Raw genomic sequence first — 19,478 nt, forward strand, 5'->3', positions numbered from 1 at the left:
CCTCCTTGTGCTTCGAGTTTAGTTGAGCGTTGAACTTTCTGCTACCCCTAACAGCAGAAGCCCGGAGGGCATTCCCTCCAGGCTTCCCTGAGATCGCGCAACTCCTGAAGAGGTCAGGCGGCGAGCTCCGGTTCCCGATCGTTCGCCTTCTCCGGTGTGCGCCGGTCCTCCCTCATCACCAGCGTGGCGAGCAGCGCCGCCGCCAGAACACCGATCGCGCTGACCGTGAAGGTCATGGACATCGAGGCCGTGAAGGCGTCCCGTGCCGCCGCCGTCAGGCGGCTGTCCCCGAGGGCCATCACCCCGGCGATGGAGTGCTTCGCCTGTTCCGGTGCCCCCTCGGGCATCCGGTGCGCGAAGCCGCTCGACAGGAGCGAGCCGAGGATCGCGATGCCCAGCGCGGTGCCGACCTGCTGGACGGTGTCGTTCAGGGCCGAGCCGACGCCCGCCTTGTCCTCGGGGATGGTACTCATCAGCGCCGTCACGGCGGCCGGCATCGCCAGACCCGCGCCGAGCCCGAGGAGACCGAGCGCCACCGCCGGGACGGTGAAGCCGGAGTGCGCCGAGACCGTGGTCAGCAGGGCGAAGCAGGCCACCATCACCAGCATGCCCGCGAGGATCACCCACCGGTTGCCGTACCTCGCGGCGAGCTTGACGCCCACGCCGTTGCCGAGCAGGGCTGTGACGGCCAGCGGCAGGAAGGCCAGGCCGGCCTTGATCGGCGAGTAGCCGAGGACGAACTGCAGGTACTGGGTGAGGACCAGCAGCAGACCGCCGTTGCCTATCTGGACCAGGGCCAGTGAGAGCGAACCGCCGCTGAAGTTGCGGTGCTTGAAGAGGACCAGCGGGACCATGGGGGACTTGGTGACGTTCTCCCAGGTCACGAAGCCGGTCAGGGAGACGAGGGCCACGGGCAGGGCGGCCGTCCACACGCCGTGCTGCGGGAGTTCGATGATCCACCAGACCAGGGCGGTCATCCCGGCCGCCGACAGCAGCGCGCCCAGCGGGTCGGCCTTCTGCCAGGGCGCCCTGGACTCCGGCATCAGCGTGAGACCGGCGGTGATCGCGAGGGCCACGACCGGCACGTTGAGCAGGAAGATCGACTGCCAGGAGAAGTGCTCGATGAGGATGCCGCCCAGGATGGGGCTGCCGACCAGGCCGAGCATCGACACCGAGCTCCAGGTCGCCATCGCCTTGCCGCGTTCGTCCTCGTCGAAGACGGTGATGAGGATCGAGAGGGTGGACGGCATGATCAGCGCGCCGCCGACTCCCATCGCGACACGTACGGCTATCACCTCGCCGGGAGCGGTGCACCAGGTCGCGGCCAGTGAGGCGGCCCCGAAGAGCAGGAGGCCGATCAGCATCACCTTGCGGCGGCCGAACCGGTCGCCGAGGCTGCCGGAGGTGAGCAGGAGGCCGGCGAAGACCAGGAGGTAGGAGTCCAGGATCCACTGGGTGTCCTGGGCGTTCGCCCCGATCTCCTCGGTCATGACCGGCACCGCGACGGTCAGCGCCATGCTGTCGACGACCAGCACCAGGCTGCTGAGGCACAGCACGATCAGGATCCACCAGCGGCGTGGATCACGGGTTTCCAAGGTGTCCATGACAGTTCCCCTCCGGCTGTGCGAGCACCGCTCCTTCGATGCGAACACTGTACGCACTACGGAACACTGTTCGCAACCCCTGATTGCTGTACGCTCAATGCGAACGATGTACGCAGAGGAGGGGCGCGGCAGATCGGGCCCGCGTCAGAAGGAGTGCCGATGTCGACGAAGCCGAGCCCCATCCCCTCCGTCTGGGCTCGCCCCCAGCGCGAGTCCGACCAGCCCGCGCTCAGTCGTACCGCGATCGTGCGCGAGGCGATCGTCATGCTGGACGCGGAGGGCGTCGAGGCGCTGAGCATGCGCAAGCTCGCCAACCGGCTGAACGCCGGGGCGGCCTCCCTGTACCGGCATGTGGCCACCAAGGACGAGCTGATGGAGCTGGCGGTGGACGAGGTCGCCGCGGAGATCCACGTGCCGCGGGCGGACGGCCCGGACTGGCGGGCGGCCGTCACGGACGCGGCCCGTTCCTTCCGTACGACGGCCCTGCGGCACCCGTGGCTGCCCCCGGTGCTTGGCCAGGCGGGCCTCGCCTATCTCGGCCCCAACCTGATGTCGTACTCGGAGCGGCTGGCGGCCCTGTTCACGGCCGCGGGATTCCCGGACCCCGGTACGGCGATCGACGCGGTGCTGTCGTACGTGATCGGCATGAGCACCACGGAGGCCGCCTGGCTCACCACGGTCGCGCGCTCCGGCGACTCCGAGTCGGCCCTCATCGCCCGTCTCCTCCCCGCGGTTCAGGAGGCCACGGCCCCCCACACCCACCTGTCCCGGGGCTACGCAGACACCGAGGAAGCGGTCGCCACGGACCCGGCGGCCCTGAGGGAGGCGAAGTTCACGGCGGCTCTGGACGTCGTACTGGACGGTCTGTCGCTACGGCTGAAGAAGTAAGGCCCAGCCAAGGTGAAGGCACCCCAGCCAAGGTGAGGGCCTGGCCAAGGTGAGGAACCGGCCGAGGTCAGGACCCGGCCAAGGTGAGGACCCGGCCAAGGTGAGGACCCGGCCGAGGTCGTGACCTAGCCGTACATGCGCCGCATCGCGAACTCGACCATCTGCTCCACGGCCTTCGCGTCGAACACGATCCGGTGCTCGCCCTCCATGTCGAGGACGAAGCCGTACCCGGTCGGCAGCAGGTCGAGGACCTCCGCGCCGGTGATCACGAAGTACTTGGACTCCTTGCCCGCGTACCGCCGCAGCTCCTTGAGCGTGGTGAACATGGGGATCACCGGCTGCTGGGTGTTGTGCAGGGCGAGGAACCCGGGGTTGTCGCCGCGCGGGCAGTAGACCTTGGACGTGGCGAAGACCTGCTGGAAGTCCTCGGCCGACATCTGGCCGGTGGTGAAGGCCCGCACCGCGTCCGCGAGCGAGGGCGGGGACGGCTCGGGGTACAGCGGCGGCTGCTGGCCGTATCCGCCCGCGCCGCCGGCCATGGGCTGCTGCGGCGGGACGCCGTACTGCTGCTGGGCACCAGCGCTCTGGTCGTAGCCGTACATGGCACAAAGAGTACTGACCCCGCACGAGGGCTCGGTCACAGATGGCCGGATCTGGGTTGCGACTTATTACCGGCGGGTAGCATCATCGTAGCTACTTGTTGGTATGTGAACTAGCGCGAGGATCGAAGTGCCTCGCCGAACTCTTAACGGAGCCGTCGCCATGGGGCACTACAAGTCGAATCTGCGCGACATCGAGTTCAACCTCTTCGAAGTACTCGGACGCGACAAGCTGTACGGCACGGGCCCGTTCGGGGAGATGGACGTCGAGACCGCGAAGAGCATCCTGGAGGAGCTGACCCGCCTCTCCGAGAACGAGCTCGCGGAGTCCTTCACGGACGCCGACCGCAACCCGCCGGTCTTCGACCCGGAGACCAACACCGCGCCGGTCCCGGCATCCTTCAAGAAGAGCTACAAGGCCTTCATGGACTCCGAGTACTGGCGGCTCGGCCTGCCCGAGGAGATCGGCGGCACGACGGCCCCGCCGTCCCTGATCTGGTCGTACGCGGAGCTGATCCTCGGTGCGAACCCGGCCGTGTGGATGTACTCCTCCGGTCCGGCGTTCGCCGGGATCCTCCACGACGAGGGCAACGACGTACAGAAGCACATCGCGAAGATCGCCGTGGAGCGGACCTGGGGTTCGACCATGGTGCTGACCGAGCCGGACGCCGGTTCGGACGTCGGCGCCGGGCGTACCAAGGCGATCCAGCAGGAGGACGGCTCCTGGCACATCGAGGGCGTCAAGCGCTTCATCACGTCCGGTGAGCACGACATGGAGGAGAACATCCTTCACTACGTGCTCGCGCGGCCGGAAGGTGCCGGTCCGGGCACCAAGGGGCTGTCGCTCTTCCTCGTCCCGAAGTACCTCTTCGACTTCGAGACCGGCGAGCTGGGCGAGCGCAACGGCGTCTACGCGACGAACGTCGAGCACAAGATGGGCCTCAAGGCCTCCAACACCTGCGAGATGACCTTCGGCGACCGGCACCCCGCCAAGGGCTGGCTGATCGGCGACAAGCACGACGGCATCCGCCAGATGTTCCGCATCATCGAGTTCGCGCGGATGATGGTCGGCACGAAGGCGATCTCCACGCTGTCCACCGGCTACCTCAACGCCCTTGAGTACGCCAAGGAGCGCGTCCAGGGTTCCGACCTGGCGGCCTTCGGCGACAAGACCGCGCCCAAGGTCACCATCACCCACCACCCCGATGTGCGCCGCTCGCTGATCACGCAGAAGGCGTACGCGGAGGGCATGCGCGCCCTCGTCCTCTACACCGCCTCCATCCAGGACGCGATCGCCGTCAAGGAGGCCGCGGGCGAGGACGCCAAGGCCGAGCACGCGCTGAACGACCTGCTCCTGCCGATCGTCAAGGGCTACGGCTCCGAGAAGGGCTACGAGCAGCTCGCCCAGTCGCTGCAGACCTTCGGCGGCTCCGGCTTCCTGCAGGAGTACCCGATCGAGCAGTACATCCGGGACGCCAAGATCGACACCCTGTACGAGGGCACCACCGCGATCCAGGGCCAGGACTTCTTCTTCCGGAAGATCGTCCGCAACCAGGGCGCGGCCCTCAACTCCCTCGCCGAGGACATCAAGAAGTTCCTGGCGCTGGGCACGGGCGGCGAAGAGCTCGCGGGCGCCCGTGAGCACCTGGCCAAGGCGGCCGTCGAGCTGGAGGCGATCGTCGGTCTGATGCTGACCGACCTCGCGGCCACCGAGCAGGACGTCAAGAACATCTACAAGGTGGGCCTCAACACCACCCGCCTGCTGCTCGTCTCCGGTGACGTGGTCGTCGGCTACCTGCTCCTCAAGGGCGCCGCGATCGCCGCCGAGAAGCTGGAGACGGCGGCGGCCAAGGACAAGGCCTTCTACACCGGCAAGATCGCGGCGGCGAAGTTCTTCGCGGCCAACGTCCTGCCCGGCGTGACCCTGGCCCGCAAGGTCGCCGAGGGCGTCGAGCTCGACCTGATGGAGCTGGACGAGGACGCGTTCTAGGACACATCTGTACAGCTGCACACGTCCTCCCGAGGGCCCGCTCCCCATCGCCGGGAGCGGGCCCTCGTACGTCGTTATGGTGAACCCATGAGCGCACCCCACCGCCTCGACCGCGGCCACACCGACGACCTCATGACCTTCCTGGCGGCGAGCCCCACGCCGTATCACGCGGTGGCGAACGCCGCCGAGCGGCTGGAGAAGGCCGGCTTCCGCCAGGTCTCGGAGACGGACGCCTGGGAGGGGTCGAGCGGCGGCAAGTACGTGCTGCGCGGCGGCGCGATCATCGCCTGGTACGTCCCCGAGGGCGCGGCGCCCCACACGCCGTACCGAATTGTGGGCGCGCACACCGACTCGCCCAATCTGCGGGTCAAGCCGCTGCCCGACACCGGCGGACACGGCTGGCGCCAGGTGGCCGTGGAGATCTACGGCGGTCCGCTGATGAACTCCTGGCTGGACCGTGACCTGGGGCTGGCCGGCCGGCTGACCCTGCGGGACGGTTCGACGCGGCTGGTGAACGTGGACCGGCCGCTGCTGAGGGTGCCCCAGCTCGCCATCCATCTGGACCGCGCGGTGTCCTCCGAGGGTCTCAAGCTGGACAAGCAGCGGCATCTGCAGCCGATCTGGGGGCTCGGCGACGATGTGCGCGACGGTGACCTGATCGCCTTCCTGGAGGAGGAACTGGGGCTCGGCGCGGGCGAGGTGGCCGGCTGGGACCTGATGACGCACTCCGTGGAGGCGCCCGCCTACCTGGGCCGGGACAAGGACCTGCTGGCAGGACCGCGCATGGACAACCTGCTGTCGGTGCACGCGGGCGTGGCCGCCCTGGCCGCGGTCGCGGGCGGCCCGGAGCCGTCGTACATCCCCGTCCTCGCCGCCTTCGACCACGAGGAGAACGGTTCGCAGTCGGACACCGGCGCGGACGGGCCGCTGCTCGGCGGGGTCCTGGAGCGCTCGGTGTTCGCGCGCGGCGGGTCGTACGAGGACCGGGCGCGGGCCTTCGCGGGGACGGTCTGTCTGTCCTCCGACACCGGGCACGCCGTGCACCCCAACTACGCGGAGCGGCACGACCCGACGCACCACCCGCGTGTCAACGGCGGGCCGATCCTCAAGGTCAACGTCAACAACCGCTACGCCACGGACGGTTCGGGCCGGGCCGTGTGGGCCGCGGCCTGCGAGCGGGCCGGTGTGCCCTTCCAGTCCTTCGTCTCCAACAACTCCATGCCCTGCGGTACGACGATCGGGCCGATCACCGCGGCCCGGCACGGCATCAAGACCGTCGACATCGGTGTGGCGATCCTGTCGATGCACAGCGTCCGGGAGTTGTGCGGCGCGGACGACCCGCATCTGCTGGCGAACGCACTGGTGGCGTTCCTGGAGGGGTAGTTCACGCGGAGTGGGGGTACTCGCGAGTCCGGACCGGAACTACCGGACCGGACAGGGAGGCGACACTCATGGGCCTGGGCGGATGCATCATCCTCATCGCCGTGGGAGCCATCCTCACGTTCGCCACCGACTGGCACATGAACGGGGTCAACCTCGACCTGGTCGGGGTCATTCTGATGATCGTGGGGCTGATCGGTGTGACGACGTTCAGCAGCATCGCGCGGCGGCGGCGTGTGGTGATGCCACCCACGACGCCGACCGTCATCGAGGAGGAGCGGCACGGGCGCCGGGACGGATACTCCGACGGATACGGCGTGTAAGCCGGATACGGCACACAAGTCGGATACACAGGCAACCGTGAGCAATCTGTGATCCGGGTTGACTTGTCTGGTTGTGTGGAAATAGTGAAAACTCGGGATCCTTGAGAGCCCGGGGGGTCTGCAGTGCCGGGCGTGAACCATCAGCACACCCGGGGGCTTTCCCGTGCTCCACTCCACGACGGCCGTCGCGGCACCCGTTCCGGGATCACCGCGCCCCCACCGGCACGCGGCGCGCCGCGCCCACGCCGCACCCGACGAACTCGACGTCCCGCTGCGCCTGGTGGCGCTGATCCCGGCCCACAACGAACAGGACCGCATCGCCGACGCGATACAGGGCCTGTGGCGGCAGGTCCGGCGCCCCGATCTGATCGTCGTGGTCGCGGACAACTGCACCGACGCCACCGCCGAGATCGCCGTCGCGCACGGCGCCCAGGTCTTCGCCACCGAGGGCAACACACACAAGAAGGCCGGTGCCCTCAACCAGGCCATCGCCTGGGTGCTGCCTCATCTGGAGGACCGCGACCTGCTGTTGGTGCAGGACGCCGACACCGTGCTCGACCCGTCGTTCAGCGAGACGGCGATCGGCACCTTCAACCGCAAGGTCGGCGCCGTCGGCGGGGTCTTCTACGGCGAGGACGGCGGCGGCCTGCTCGGTCTGCTCCAGCGCATGGAGTTCCACCGCTACGCCTGGGAGCTGGAGCGCACCGGCGGCAAGGCCCAGGTGCTCACCGGCACCGGCACCATGTTCCGCGCCCGCGTCCTGCGCGAGGTGCGGGCCGCCCGCCGCGACGGAGTGCTCGGCGGCGGCATCGGCTACTACAGTCTCGCCTCGCTCACCGAGGACGACGAGATGACCAAGGCGGTCAAGACCCTCGGCTATCGGGCCATGTCCCCGGCCGGCTGCGCGGTCACCACCGAGGTCATGCCCACCCTGGGCAAGTTGTGGCACCAGCGGCTGCGGTGGCAGCGCGGGGCGCTGGAGAACCTGCGCGACTACGGCTGGACCCGGGTCACCGCCCGCTACTTCGCGCAGCAGTTCCTCATGGGGTTCGGAGCGCTGTCGTTCCTGGTCTATCTGACCTACATGGTCACGTACACCACGCTGTACGGCTGGCCCGGCTTCTCGCCCTTCTGGACCGCGATCGGTCTGATCTTCATGGTCGAGAAGACGGTCTCGGTGCGCCGCGCCGGACCGCGAGCCGTGCTGGTGGCGGCGCTGATGATCCCCGAGATGCTCTACGACCTTTTTCAGCACGCCGTCTACTTCTCCTCGCTGTGGGGGCTGTTGCGCCGCAGCGAGGAGAAGTGGGTGGCTACGTAACCCTCATGGAAACCAACACAGGAGAAGCGCGATGTACGGAAGAGTGATCGGGGCCGGTACCACCGGGACCGGAGGCGCCACGCTGGCGGCGACCGGCCTGTGGCTGAACAGCATGGCGATGGTGGTGGCCGCCACGACGTTGATGGCGGCGGGAGTCGCCTTGTTCAAGCTCGCCCCGCGCAAGCGGTAACAGCTCGCCGCTCGTTCGCGAGGGGCAGTCGGGCGGGTCACCGGTGCAGCGCGTGGCCCGTCGTCACGTCCACATGGGCCGGGATCTCGTCGTGGCGGTCGCCGACGGTGGAGGTGCGAGACCGGACTCAGCCCGTCGGCCTACCGGCGGCGTTTCGGGGCGGGCGCCGGGGAAGCGGTAACGGCATGAGATTCCTCGTACGCGACCGGCTCCTCGGCATCGGTGACGACTACTGGATCGAGGACGACCACGGCAACAAGGTCTTCCTCGTCGACGGCAAGGCCATGCGGATCAGGGACACCTTCGAGCTGAAGGACACCCGCGGGCGGGTCCTGATCGACATCCACCAGAAGATGTTCGCCCTGCGGGACACGATGGTCATCGAGCGGGACGGCGAGCCGCTGGCCACGATCAGGCGCAAACGCCTGTCGCTGCTGCGCAACCACTACCGGGTGGCACTCGCCGACGGCGGCACCGAACTCGACGTCAGCGGCAAGATCCTCGACCGTGAGTTCGCCGTCGAGTACGACGGTGAGCTGCTCGCCGTGGTCTCGCGGCGGTGGCTGCACGTCCGCGAGACCTATGGCGTCGACATCGTCCGCGACGACGCGGACCCGGCACTGCTCATCGCGGTGGCGGTGTGCGTGATCCACCTCGCGGAGAAGGATCGGGAGGAGGACTGAGCGGGAGGACGGCTGATCCTCTGGGCGTCAGAGCACCCGGTCCTTCAGGGCCGGGAACTGCTCCCTGGTCACGGCCACCTTCCCCGGGTCGAACTCCACCGTGAGGATCTCCTCGTCGGCACCCGCCTCCGCCAGCACCTCGCCCCATGGATCCACCACGATCGAGTGACCGGCCTGCGGAACTCCCGCATGCGTCCCGGCCGTTCCACAGGCAAGCACGAACGCCTGGTTCTCGACCGCCCGCGCCTGGGCCAGCAGCGTCCAGTGCGCCCGGCGGCGCTCCGGCCAGCCCGCCGGGATCACCAGGGTCTCGGCACCCGCGTCGACGAGACCGCGGAAGAGTTCGGGGAAACGGAGGTCGTAGCAGGTGGCGACGCCCACGGTCGTCCCGGGCAGACGGACCGTCACCAGGTCCTCGCCCCGGCCCATCAGCACGGCCTCGCCCTTGTCGAAGCCGAAGCGGTGGATCTTGCGGTAGGTGGCGGCCAGGTCTCCCGAAGGGGAGAAGAAGAGGGAGGTGTTGTAGAGGGTGCCATCAGGGGCCCGCTCGGGAATCGAGCCCGCGTGCAACCACACGCCCGCGTCCATCGCCGCCTTCGCCATGGCCTCGTACGTCGGCCCTGCCAGCGGCTCGGCCTCGCGCCCGAACTCCTCGAAGGCGAACGCCCCCGTGCTCCACAGTTCCGGCAGCACGACGAGGTCGGACCCGGCCTGATCGCGTACCAGCGACGCCATCCGACGCCGACGCGATTCAACCGATTCGCCCTCATTCACGGCGATCTGGATCAGAGAGGCGCGCACACTACCACCGTCCTGGCATTCGAGCCGTCCATTACGGGCCTACGATCGTCACACGAAAGCACTGCCGGGGTGCCTCACGGCAGCGTAACTTAGCGTTCCAAGACACCCGCCGACAGCCACCATCTCCACTGGCAACGCCGCCATCACCAGCCCGTGCTCCGACCGCCGAGGGGTCCCGTTCCGTGAGTCTGCATCCCACCCTCCAGCCCTACGCCGACGCCTGGACCCACTCCATCGACGCGATATCCGAGCTGGTGACCCCGCTTGTGGAGGGGGAGTGGAACCGGCGTACCCCGTGCCCCGGCTGGTCGGTCCGGGACGTCGTGTCCCACGTCATCGGCCTGGACTGCGAGATGCTCGGCGACCCGCGCCCCATCCACACCCTCCCCCGCGACCTCTTCCACGTCACCAACGAATACCAGCGGTACACGGAGATGCAGGTCGACGTCCGCCGCCACCACACGGCGCCCGAGATGACCTCCGAGCTGGAATACGTCATCATCCGCCGCAACCGTCAGCTGCGGAACGAGTCCCGCGATCCCGGCGCGAAGGTGCGGGGCCCGCTGAGCACCGAAGTGACGCTCGCGGAGTCCATGCGCCAGCATGCCTTCGACGTCTGGGTGCACGAACAGGACCTGCGCACCGCCCTCGGCCGGCCCGGCAACCTCGACTCCCCCGGCGCGCACATCGCCCGTGACGTCCTCCTCGCCGCGCTCCCCGACATAGTGGCCGGCAAGGCGAACGCGCCCCGCAGCTCCGCGATCGTCTTCGACGTCCACGGTCCCATCGAGTTCCTGCGCACGATAAGGGTCGACATCCAGGGCCGCGGCACGCTGGAGACGGCCCCCGCGCTCGGCCCCGCCGCCACCCTCACCCTCGACTGGGAGACCTACGTCCGCCTGGCCTGCGGCCGCGTGACCCTGGAGTCGGTGGCGGACCGCGTGAAGGCGGAGGGCGACCCGGAACTGACGTCGGCGATTCTGCGGAACTTCACGGTGACGCAGTAGGCACGACTCCGCCAACAGCCGGGCGGACAAGGCCGACGGCCCGCCCCGGCTCACCCGGCTGACCTTTCACGGCCCGCTGTCCGAGGCCCGGGCGGATGCCCTCGTACGGCGGCTCGGCCTCGCGGGGCCCGCGACCGTGCTCGACCTCGTGTCCGGCTGGGGCGAGTTGATGCTGCCGGTCCTGGCGGCCGTCCCCGGGGCGACGGGCACCGGTGTCGATGTCAGCGCCGAGGACCTGGCCCGTGGCCGGCGTAGAGCCGAGGCGCTGGGGCTCGCGGACCGGGCGGGGTTCGTGGAGGAGTCCGGCGCCGACTCCGCGCGGGGCCCCGTCGGCCTGGTCCTGTGCGTCGGTTCACGTCACGTCCTCACCACGACCTGGCCGCCGCGCCACCTCCCTCAGGCCCTGCGGGAACCGCGTCGGTCCCGACCCCCGCCGAGCTGTCCGGAATGTGGCCGGGGGCTTCCGCGGGCGACCATCCCGATCTGGTGAGCCTCGTCGACCTCGCCGTGGCGGCGGGGGTCCGGCCAAAGTGGGTGGAGACGGCGAGCCTCGCGGAGTGGGAGGAGTTCGAGTCGGGCTACCAGGCGGACGCCGAGGCGTGGCTCGCCGATCACGGTGACCATCCGCCGGCCGCCGCGACCTGCGAGCGCCTGGACCGGCATCGCACCCAGTGGATGCGGTACCGGCGTCTCCTGGGACTCGCGTACCTCACCCTCGTTCCCGCGCGCTGACGTCCGTTCAGGCCGGGACGTGCACCGTCTCCACGCGGCTGGCCACCAGCCGTTCCCGCTCCCGGCGCGCCGCCCGGCTCCGCAGCCGCAGGATCTGGCTGATCCCGAGGGCCTGGAGCACGAAGACGGACGAGAAGGCGACGCTGTAGTTGCCGTCCGTCGCGTCCAGGAGGACGCCGACGGCGAACAGGGTGGTCATCGAGGCGACGAAGCCGCCCATGTTCGTGATGCCGGACGCGGTGCCCTGCCGTTCCGGCGGGTTCGCCGGGCGCGCGAAGTCGAAGCCGAGCATCGACGCGGGTCCGCACGAGCCGAGTACCACGCACAGCACGATCAGCAGCCACATCGGCGCGTGTTCGCCGGGGTAGGCAAGCGTGCTCGCCCACAGCAGCGCCGTGGTGGCCACGGTGCCGAGCGCGAGCGGCAGCCGCGCCGCGTGGTGCCGGGCGACGACCTGGCCGTAGACCAGGCCGCAGGCCATGTTGGACAGCACGACGAGAGTGAGCAGTTCGCCCGCCGTCGCCCGGGACAGTCCCTGCGCCTCGACAAGGAACGGGAGCCCCCACAGCAGCAGGAACACCATCGCCGGGAACTGCGTCGTGAAGTGCACCCACAGCCCGAGTCGGGTGCCCGGCTCCCGCCAGGACGCGGCGATCTGGCGCCGTACGAAGGCGGCTCCCCGGTGCGGGAACGGCTCCGGCTCATGCCCCTCGGGGTGGTCCTTGAGGAACAGGAGCATCAGGACCAGCACCACGACACCCGCGAGCGAGCTGCCCGCGAACGCGGCCGTCCAGCCGATGCCGTGCAGCAGCCGGGCCAGGACCAGTGTGGAGATCAGGTTGCCGGCCATGCCGGCGAGCCCGGCGAGCTGTGCGACCAGCGGTCCGCGCCGGGCCGGGAACCAGCGGGTGCCGAGGCGCAGCACGCTGATGAAGGTCATCGCGTCGCCGCAGCCGAGCAGGGCGCGGGAGGCGAGGGCGGTGCCGTACGACGGTGAGAACGCGAAGCCGAGCTGTCCCGCCGTGAACAGCACCACGCCCAGGGTCAGCACCTTCTTGGTGCCGAGCCGGTCGACGAGCAGGCCGACGGGTATCTGCATGCCGGCGTAGACGAGGAGCTGGAGGATCGAGAAGGTCGACAGGGCCGAGGCGTTCACATGGAACCGCTCGGCCGCGTCGAGGCCGGCGACCCCGAGGGACGTACGGAAGATGACCGCGACGAAGTAGACGGAGACGCCGATGCCCCACACGGCCATCGCGCGCCGACCGCCCGGAGGGTCGCCGGGAAGTGCGGAGCGGCTCATCGGACCTCTCCCCGCGCCAGGTGGGAGAACCACTCGACATGCCCGTGGATCAGTCCTACGACCGCCTCCGCGTCGCCGGAGCGCAGTGCCTGGAGGATCTGCTCGTGCTCGGTGAGGGTCTTGGTGATGCGGTCCGGGTGGGTGTGCATCACGGCGACGCCCATCCTGAGCTGACGGTCGCGGAGCTGGTCGTAGAGCCGGCTGAGGATCTCGTTGCCGCCGCTGCGGACGATCTCGGCGTGGAAGCAGCGGTCGGTGACGGCGGCACCGGCCAGGTCCCCGGCGGCGGCCTGCTCCTTCTGCCGTGCGAGCAGTTCCTCCAGGCGCGCGATGAGCTGCGGGGACGCCGGTACGGCCTTGCGGGCGGTGTGCCCCTCGACGAGCTGCCGGGTCTCGACGACATCCGCGATCTCCTGCGCGGAGACGGGCAGGACCAGTGCTCCCTTTTTCGGGTAGAGCTTGATCAGCCCCTCGACCTCAAGGCGCAGCAGCGCCTCCCGCACCGGTGTGCGGGACACCCCGACGGCCTCGGCGAGTTCGCCCTCGGTGAGCAGGCTCCCACCCTCGTAGCGACGGTCCAGGACGCCCTGCTTGATGTGGGCGTAGACACGGTCGGCGGCAGGGGGCTGTTTCACGGCCAAGCTCATGCCCACAGCATAGATACAACACGTACGCATGATGAGTCCCGTCCAGCATGCGGACCCTCGGACGCCACTCTCACCGCGGAAAGCGACACCCGCCCCAGTGACTGCACAACCTTCCGTGCTATCTACGTGTCAGACATGTGCGGCCCCCACCTCTTCCCCTCCAACTCGGCCGCACTTCAGGGGCATTCGACGTATTCGGGGTATTTCAGTTGATTACCGCCACCAAGGGCCTCCGCGTCCGCAGAGCCGCAGCCGTCGCCATCACGACCGGCGCAGTACTCGCCACCGGAGCTCTCACCGCGGCACCCGCGCAGGCGCTCACGACGCCGACCATCACCGCCAAGGGCGGGTTCCTGATGAACAGCGCGACCGGCACGACCCTCTACAGCAAGGCGCCGAACACGAAGCGGCTCACCGCTTCCACCACGAAGATCATGACCGCGAAGGTCGTGCTCTCGCAGTCGAACCTGAACCTGGACGCCAAGGTCACCATCAAGAAGGCGTACAGCGACTACATCGTCTCCAAGGGCGCCTCCTCCGCCCACCTGATCGTCGGCGACAAGGTCACCGTCCGTCAGCTGCTCTACGGGATGATGCTGCCGTCCGGCTGTGACGCCGCGATGGCCCTCGCCGACAAGTTCGGCTCCGGCTCGACGGTTTCCGCGCGCACCAAGTCGTTCATCGCGAAGATGAACACGACGGCCAAGAACCTCGGCATGACGAACACCAAGTTCGACTCGTTCGACGGAATAAGCAATGGTTCGAACGCCTCGACGCCGAAGGACCTCACGCTGCTCGCTCGCAACGTGATGAAGAGCTCGACCTTCAAGGCGGTCGTGAAGACCAAGTCGTACACGGCCAAGACGATCACCAAGACCGGCAGCACCCGCACCATGGCCGCCTGGACGAACACCAACACCCTGCTCGGCTGGAACGGCACGCTCGGCATCAAGACCGGCTCGGGCACCGACTCCAAGTACTGCCTCGTCTTCGCCGCCACGAAGAACGGCGAGTCCGTCATCGGCGCGGTCCTGACCTCCTCCTCGGCGGCCAACCGCACGACTGACGTGAAGAAGCTCATCAACTACGGCTACGCGAAGATCAGCTGACGTACCCGCACCCCACACCACCCGGGCCCGCCGTGCTTCCTGCGGCGGGCCCGTTGCGTCGGCAAGCGGAAACGGTGATCTTCCCTCGGATTGATGAATATCGTCATGTGAATTCGCATATTCGAATTTCTTCGCTCTAGGTTCCGCTGCGGAGGTGGTTCACATGAACGAACCCAGCCAGCGGCCCGAGGCGGGCAAGCGCTATGAAGCGATCGACGTCGGTGACTTCGTCTACGCGGCTACGGGAGATCGCGTCCGGAGGCTGACCATGCCGGACGGAACTCACTGGTTCCCGGCGGTGGATGTCTGCAAGAACCTGGGGTACACCACGCCCCGCAAGGCACTCATCGATCACGTCCCGGAGGAGCATCGAGACAATCTCGAGACAGTGACTGGAAGTCACTGTCTCAGCATTCCTGCAGGTAGGACATGGCGTCGAGACTTGCAGCTGATTGATCTGCAGGGTCTCATCCTCCTCGTCAACGCCTGTACCAAACCAGACTGCGCGCCCTTCAAACAGTGGGCCGCCGAAGTGATCGAGACCGTTCAGCGAGAAGGGTCCTACACCCTCGAAGAGGCCGAGGTGCAGCCTTCCCAGCCGGGTGCCCCCATCGCCTACGCCCTGCCGGAGCAGATCGCCGAGGCCATCGTCCGGCTAGAGGAGCGCAATCTCCACGCGGACGAACAACTCGCCGTCGCCCAGCACAGGTCGATCGCGTTGCAGGAGCAGATCCTGGAGACGCAGAGGGAGATGCTGAGTACGCAGCACGCCACCCTCGCCGCGCAGCAAGCCATCGCCCTGGCCATGGAACGCATCGCGGACCGGCTCGACGCCTTGGCCCTCGAACGCCCTGCACCCACCGCCGACTTGTCCACTCCGCCGACGACGGAGTCCGTTCTGGCCGACTGGCGCCGCCGGTTGTCCGTGACGGAGGACGTCTGGACCGTGGCCGTCGTCATCGCGCCAGTACTCGTCGAGGAGGGTGAGCTCCGGCGGCCGCTCGAATCGATCGCGGCTCGGACGGGACTGTCCGTGCACCGCGTCAACGAATGCCTGCGGCTGTTGCGCAAGCACGCCTGTATCCGCTCGCAGGGCGCTTCGGAGGACGGCGCCCCGGTGTATGTGCTCAACCGGTCCTGACCGACCCCGTGAATGACTGAAGGGGCGGCCGCAAACCAAACTTGCGGCCGTCCCTTCACGGTTGAACAACCTAATCCCTCGGGACAGGTCACGCCCAGGTGATGAGTTTCTTCGGTTGTTCCAGGATCGCCGCCGCGTCGGCCAGCACCTTGGAGCCCAGCTCCCCGTCCACCAGGCGGTGGTCGAAGCTCAGGGCGAGGGTGGTGACCTGACGGGGCTTGACCTTGCCCTTGTGGACCCACGGCTGGAGTTTGATCGCGCCGACGGCGAGGATCGCGGACTCGCCGGGCGGGAGGATCGGCGTGCCGGTGTCGACGCCGAAGACGCCGACGTTGGTGATGGTCACCGTGCCGCCCTGCATCGCGGCCGGGCTGGTCCTGCCCTCCTTCGCAGTGGACACCAACTCGCCCAGTGCCTCGGCCAGTTGCGGCAGCGTCTTCGCGTGGGCGTCCTTGATGTTCGGGACGATCAGGCCGCGAGGGGTGGCCGCCGCGATGCCCAGGTTGACGTAGTGCTTGAGCACGATCTCCTGGTTCGCCTCGTCCCAGGACGCGTTGATGTCCGGGTTGCGCCTGATCGCCACCAGCAGGGCCTTGGCGATCAGCAGCAGGGGGTTCACCCGCAGCCCCGCGAACTCCTTGTCCTGCTTCAGCTCCTCGACCAGCTTCAGGGTGCGCGTCACGTCCACCGTCACGAACTCCGTGACATGCGGGGCCGTGAACGCCGAGCCGACCATCGCCAGTGCTGTGGCCTTGCGGACGCCCTTGACCGGGACACGGGTCTCGCGGACCGAGTCGTACGACGCCGCGGGAGCGGCGGGCACAGGGGTCGGTACCTCCACGGCGGGTGCGGGCACGGGTGCCTCGGTCGCGGTGACCGCCGCGTGGACGTCCTCGCGGGTGATGATGCCGTCCGGGCCGGACGGGACCACCGTGGTGAGGTCGACGCCCAGGTCCTTGGCGAGCTTGCGCACCGGAGGCTTGGCCAGCGGGCGGGACTCCGCCACGGAAGCCACGGGAGCCACGGCAGCCGGCCCGTGGCCGTTCAGCTCGGTCTGGATGGCCACCGAGGCCTGCTGGACCGGGACCTCGACCCCCTTGCGGGGGCGGCGCTTGGTCGAGGAGACGGCCACGCCGTAGCCGACCAGGACCGGCTGACGGCCCTGCGGCTTCTCCTCGGGAGCGGCGTCGGCCACGGTGGCCGCGGGGGCTTCCGGCGCCTCGGACGGCGCCTCCGCGGGGGCCCCGCCCGACACGTCCACCGCGATGATCGACGTGCCCACGTCGACCGTGGTGCCCTCGGGGAAATGCAGAGCGCGCACCACCCCGTCGTAGGGAATGGGCAGTTCGACGGCCGCCTTGGCCGTCTCCACCTCGCACACCACCTGCCCGTCGGTGACGGTGTCCCCGGGCTGGACATACCACTTGAGGATCTCCGCCTCGGTGAGCCCCTCGCCCACGTCGGGCATCTTGAACTCGCGTACGGACGCCTGCGTCATCGTCGTCACGACCCTCTCCTCAGTACGCCAGCGAGCGGTCGACGGCGTCGAGCACCCGGTCCAGGCCCGGCAGGTACTCCTCCTCCAGGCGGGCCGGCGGGTAGGGGGCGTGGTAGCCGCCGACCCTGAGCACCGGGGCCTCCAGGTGGTAGAAGCAGCGCTCCGTGATCCGGGCCGCGATCTCCGCGCCCGAGCCGAAGAACACCGGCGCCTCGTGGACCACCACAAGGCGGCCGGTCTTCTCCACCGAGGTCTGGATCGCGTCGAAGTCCAGCGGGGAGACCGAGCGGAGGTCCAGGACCTCCAGCGACTTGCCCTCCTCGGCGGCCGCGTCGGCGACCTCCTTGCAGAGCTTGACCATCGGACCGTAGGCGACCAGCGTCAGGTCGGTGCCCTCGCGGACCACCTGGGCCTTGTGCAGCGGGCCGGGAATGGCCTCGGTGTTGACCTCGCCCTTGTCCCAGTAGCGCCGCTTGGGCTCGAAGAAGATCACCGGGTCGTCGCTCTGGATGGCCTGCTGCATCATCCAGTACGCGTCCGACGCGTTCGACGGAGACACCACCTTCAGGCCCGCCACGTGCGCGAACAGTGCCTCGGGGGACTCGCTGTGGTGCTCGACCGCGCCGATGCCGCCGCCGTAGGGGATGCGCACGACGACCGGCATCTTGACCTTGCCCAGCGACCGCGCGTGCATCTTCGCCAGCTGCGTGACGATCTGGTCGTAGGCCGGGAAGACGAAGCCGTCGAACTGGATCTCCACCACCGGCCGGTAGCCACGCAGTGCCAGACCGATCGCGGTGCCCACGATGCCCGACTCCGCGAGGGGGGTGTCGACGACGCGGCTCTCGCCGAAGTCCTTCTGCAGGCCGTCGGTGACCCGGAAGACACCGCCGAGCTTGCCGACGTCCTCGCCCATGACCAGGACCTTGGGGTCGGTGTCCAGGGCGCGCCGCAGCGACTCGTTGATCGCCTTGGCCAGTGCCATCGTTTCCGCTGCCATGATCAGGCCCCTTCCCCGTCGGCGAACGACGCCTGGTAGGCGGCGAACCCGGCCCGCTCCTCGTCGACGAGCGCGTGCCCGTCCGCGTACGCGTGCTCGAAGATGGCGAAACGGTCCGGGTCCGGCATGGCACGGACCGCCTCACGCACTCGCCTGCCCAACGCCTCGGACTCGGCGTCCAGTTCCGCGAAAAATCCCTCGTCCGCGTGGTTTGAGGACTCCAGGTACCGGCGGAGGCGCAGGATCGGGTCCTTCGCCTCCCACGCCTCGCGCTCCTCGTCGGCCCGGTACTTGCTCGGGTCGTCGGAGGTGGTGTGGGCGCCCATCCGGTAGGTGTACGCCTCGACGAGGGTCGGGCCCTCACCGCCACGGGCCCGCTCAAGGGCCCACTTGGTGACGGCCAGCGACGCGAGGACGTCGTTGCCGTCGACCCGTACGCCGGGAAAGCCGAAGCCCTGCGCGCGCTGGTAGAGCGGGACGCGGGTCTGCTTCTCGGTCGGCTCGGAGATCGCCCACTGGTTGTTCTGGCAGAAGAACACCACCGGGGCGTTGTAGACCGCGGAGAAGGTGAACGATTCGGCCACGTCACCCTGGCTGGAGGCGCCGTCGCCGAAGTAGGCGATGACCGCCGAGTCGGCGCCGTCCTTGGCGACGCCCATCGCGTAGCCGGTGGCGTGCAGCGTCTGGGAGCCGATGACGATCGTGTAGAGGTGGAAGTTGTTGCCGTTCGGGTCCCAGCCGCCGTTGTTGACGCCACGGAACATGCCGAGCAGGTTGGTCGGGTCGACCCCGCGGCACCAGGCCACGCCGTGCTCGCGGTAGGTCGGGAAGACGTAGTCGTCGTCGCGCAGCGCCCGTCCGGAACCGATCTGGGCGGCCTCCTGGCCGAGCAGCGAGGCCCACAGACCCAGCTCGCCCTGGCGCTGCAGGGAGGTGGCCTCGGCGTCGAAGCGGCGGGTGAGCACCATGTCGCGGTACAGGCCGCGGAGCTCTTCGGGGGTGATGTCCGCTACGTACTTGTCGTAGGCGGCGTTCTTGACGCGCTTGCCCTCGGGCGTCAGCAACTGAACCAGTTCGGGCTTGGTGCTCGGGGACTTCCTCGTCCCGGCGCTGCGTCGCGGCTTGCGCGCGGCAGTGCTCTCCACGGTCACGTGTGCTCCTCCGTCGGTCCGGCCCCCCGGGGTTGCCGGGTACCAGTGCGGCTCACCTGTTTCCCGGCTCCCGTGCACGGGGTGGGTGCAACTCGGCCGGAACAGGCGTGA

At 68.8% G+C, this 19,478-nt stretch carries 18 protein-coding genes and 2 pseudogenes; 11 read left to right on the forward strand and 9 right to left on the reverse strand.

The window, feature by feature from the left end; translation table 11 throughout:
* Positions 1 to 113 precede the first annotated feature (113 nt).
* Positions 114 to 1,604: an MFS transporter gene (locus tag ACI2L1_RS05050; RefSeq protein ID WP_404737916.1), complete on the reverse strand. Its 1,491-nt coding sequence runs from the start codon at positions 1,602 to 1,604 to the stop codon at positions 114 to 116.
* A gap of 159 nt (positions 1,605 to 1,763) precedes the next feature.
* Here ACI2L1_RS05050 and ACI2L1_RS05055 point away from each other — a divergent pair, with 159 nt between their 5' ends.
* Entirely contained in the window at positions 1,764 to 2,492 is a 729-nt protein-coding gene (locus ACI2L1_RS05055) for a TetR/AcrR family transcriptional regulator C-terminal domain-containing protein (protein WP_404737917.1), read from the forward strand.
* A gap of 125 nt (positions 2,493 to 2,617) precedes the next feature.
* Here ACI2L1_RS05055 and ACI2L1_RS05060 read toward each other — a convergent pair whose 3' ends face one another.
* Entirely contained in the window at positions 2,618 to 3,094 is a 477-nt protein-coding gene (locus tag ACI2L1_RS05060; RefSeq protein WP_326666706.1) for an SseB family protein, read from the reverse strand.
* 160 nt (positions 3,095 to 3,254) lie between these two features.
* Here ACI2L1_RS05060 and ACI2L1_RS05065 point away from each other — a divergent pair, with 160 nt between their 5' ends.
* The 5 genes from ACI2L1_RS05065 (at position 3,255) to ACI2L1_RS05085 (ending at position 8,295) form a co-directional block, all read left to right on the forward strand.
* Entirely contained in the window at positions 3,255 to 5,081 is a 1,827-nt protein-coding gene (locus tag ACI2L1_RS05065; RefSeq protein ID WP_404737918.1) for an acyl-CoA dehydrogenase, read from the forward strand.
* Positions 5,082 to 5,168: 87 nt separating this feature from the next.
* Positions 5,169 to 6,464: a M18 family aminopeptidase gene (locus tag ACI2L1_RS05070; RefSeq protein ID WP_404737919.1), complete on the forward strand. Its 1,296-nt coding sequence runs from the start codon at positions 5,169 to 5,171 to the stop codon at positions 6,462 to 6,464.
* 68 nt (positions 6,465 to 6,532) lie between these two features.
* Positions 6,533 to 6,784: a DUF6458 family protein gene (locus tag ACI2L1_RS05075; RefSeq protein WP_404737920.1), complete on the forward strand. Its 252-nt coding sequence runs from the start codon at positions 6,533 to 6,535 to the stop codon at positions 6,782 to 6,784.
* Positions 6,785 to 6,947: 163 nt separating this feature from the next.
* Positions 6,948 to 8,105: a glycosyltransferase gene (locus ACI2L1_RS05080; RefSeq protein WP_404737921.1), complete on the forward strand. Its 1,158-nt coding sequence runs from the start codon at positions 6,948 to 6,950 to the stop codon at positions 8,103 to 8,105.
* Between the two features lie 31 nt (positions 8,106 to 8,136).
* A complete protein-coding gene (locus tag ACI2L1_RS05085) occupies positions 8,137 to 8,295 on the forward strand; it encodes a hypothetical protein (protein ID WP_404737922.1) in 159 nt (52 codons plus the stop codon).
* A gap of 37 nt (positions 8,296 to 8,332) precedes the next feature.
* Here ACI2L1_RS05085 and ACI2L1_RS05090 read toward each other — a convergent pair.
* Positions 8,333 to 8,410: pseudogene (locus tag ACI2L1_RS05090) on the reverse strand (cupin); the annotation flags it as partial.
* A gap of 70 nt (positions 8,411 to 8,480) precedes the next feature.
* Here ACI2L1_RS05090 and ACI2L1_RS05095 point away from each other — a divergent pair.
* Positions 8,481 to 8,978: an LURP-one-related/scramblase family protein gene (locus tag ACI2L1_RS05095; protein WP_404737923.1), complete on the forward strand. Its 498-nt coding sequence runs from the start codon at positions 8,481 to 8,483 to the stop codon at positions 8,976 to 8,978.
* Between the two features lie 27 nt (positions 8,979 to 9,005).
* Here the strand turns inward: ACI2L1_RS05095 and ACI2L1_RS05100 are convergent, their stop codons facing one another.
* Positions 9,006 to 9,779, reverse strand: a complete 774-nt coding sequence (locus tag ACI2L1_RS05100) for a carbon-nitrogen family hydrolase (protein ID WP_404737924.1) — start codon at positions 9,777 to 9,779, stop codon at positions 9,006 to 9,008.
* Between the two features lie 182 nt (positions 9,780 to 9,961).
* On the opposite strand from ACI2L1_RS05100, the gene ACI2L1_RS05105 reads away from it, so the two are divergent.
* Positions 9,962 to 10,786, forward strand: coding sequence for a maleylpyruvate isomerase family mycothiol-dependent enzyme (locus tag ACI2L1_RS05105; RefSeq protein ID WP_404737925.1), 825 nt, complete (start codon positions 9,962 to 9,964; stop codon positions 10,784 to 10,786).
* Positions 10,787 to 10,844: 58 nt separating this feature from the next.
* Positions 10,845 to 11,518 (forward strand): annotated as a pseudogene (locus tag ACI2L1_RS05110) (SAM-dependent methyltransferase).
* Positions 11,519 to 11,525: 7 nt separating this feature from the next.
* Here the strand turns inward: ACI2L1_RS05110 and ACI2L1_RS05115 are convergent.
* Both ACI2L1_RS05115 and ACI2L1_RS05120 read right to left on the reverse strand, forming a co-directional pair.
* Positions 11,526 to 12,821 carry a nitrate/nitrite transporter gene (locus ACI2L1_RS05115; RefSeq protein ID WP_404737926.1) on the reverse strand — a complete coding sequence of 432 codons (1,296 nt, stop codon included), beginning with the start codon at positions 12,819 to 12,821 and terminating at the stop codon, positions 11,526 to 11,528.
* Positions 12,818 to 13,468 (reverse strand): GntR family transcriptional regulator, encoded by a 651-nt coding sequence (locus ACI2L1_RS05120; RefSeq protein ID WP_404737927.1) that lies wholly within the window; start codon positions 13,466 to 13,468, stop codon positions 12,818 to 12,820. Before ACI2L1_RS05120 ends, ACI2L1_RS05115 begins: the two co-directional genes overlap by 4 nt.
* 209 nt (positions 13,469 to 13,677) lie before the next feature.
* Here ACI2L1_RS05120 and ACI2L1_RS05125 point away from each other — a divergent pair, with 209 nt between their 5' ends.
* Together ACI2L1_RS05125 and ACI2L1_RS05130 are read left to right on the forward strand one after the other, a co-directional pair.
* Positions 13,678 to 14,577, forward strand: a complete 900-nt coding sequence (locus tag ACI2L1_RS05125) for a D-alanyl-D-alanine carboxypeptidase family protein (RefSeq protein WP_404737928.1) — start codon at positions 13,678 to 13,680, stop codon at positions 14,575 to 14,577.
* A 163-nt stretch (positions 14,578 to 14,740) separates the two neighbouring features.
* Positions 14,741 to 15,718: a Bro-N domain-containing protein gene (locus tag ACI2L1_RS05130; protein ID WP_404737929.1), complete on the forward strand. Its 978-nt coding sequence runs from the start codon at positions 14,741 to 14,743 to the stop codon at positions 15,716 to 15,718.
* Between the two features lie 88 nt (positions 15,719 to 15,806).
* On the opposite strand, the gene ACI2L1_RS05135 is transcribed toward ACI2L1_RS05130, so the two are convergent.
* The 3 genes from ACI2L1_RS05135 to pdhA are packed head-to-tail and all read right to left on the reverse strand — an operon-like array spanning position 15,807 to position 19,367.
* Positions 15,807 to 17,225, reverse strand: coding sequence for a dihydrolipoamide acetyltransferase family protein (locus ACI2L1_RS05135; protein WP_404737930.1), 1,419 nt, complete (start codon positions 17,223 to 17,225; stop codon positions 15,807 to 15,809).
* Between the two features lie 10 nt (positions 17,226 to 17,235).
* Positions 17,236 to 18,216: an alpha-ketoacid dehydrogenase subunit beta gene (locus tag ACI2L1_RS05140; RefSeq protein ID WP_404737931.1), complete on the reverse strand. Its 981-nt coding sequence runs from the start codon at positions 18,214 to 18,216 to the stop codon at positions 17,236 to 17,238.
* 2 nt (positions 18,217 to 18,218) lie between these two features.
* On the reverse strand, positions 18,219 to 19,367 hold the full coding sequence (pdhA, locus tag ACI2L1_RS05145; RefSeq protein WP_404737932.1) for a pyruvate dehydrogenase (acetyl-transferring) E1 component subunit alpha: 1,149 nt from the start codon (positions 19,365 to 19,367) through the stop codon (positions 18,219 to 18,221).
* Positions 19,368 to 19,478: the final 111 nt, after the last annotated feature.

Origin of the sequence: Streptomyces sp. NPDC019531, from assembly GCF_044903305.1 — a bacterium.
GTDB lineage: Bacteria > Actinomycetota > Actinomycetes > Streptomycetales > Streptomycetaceae > Streptomyces.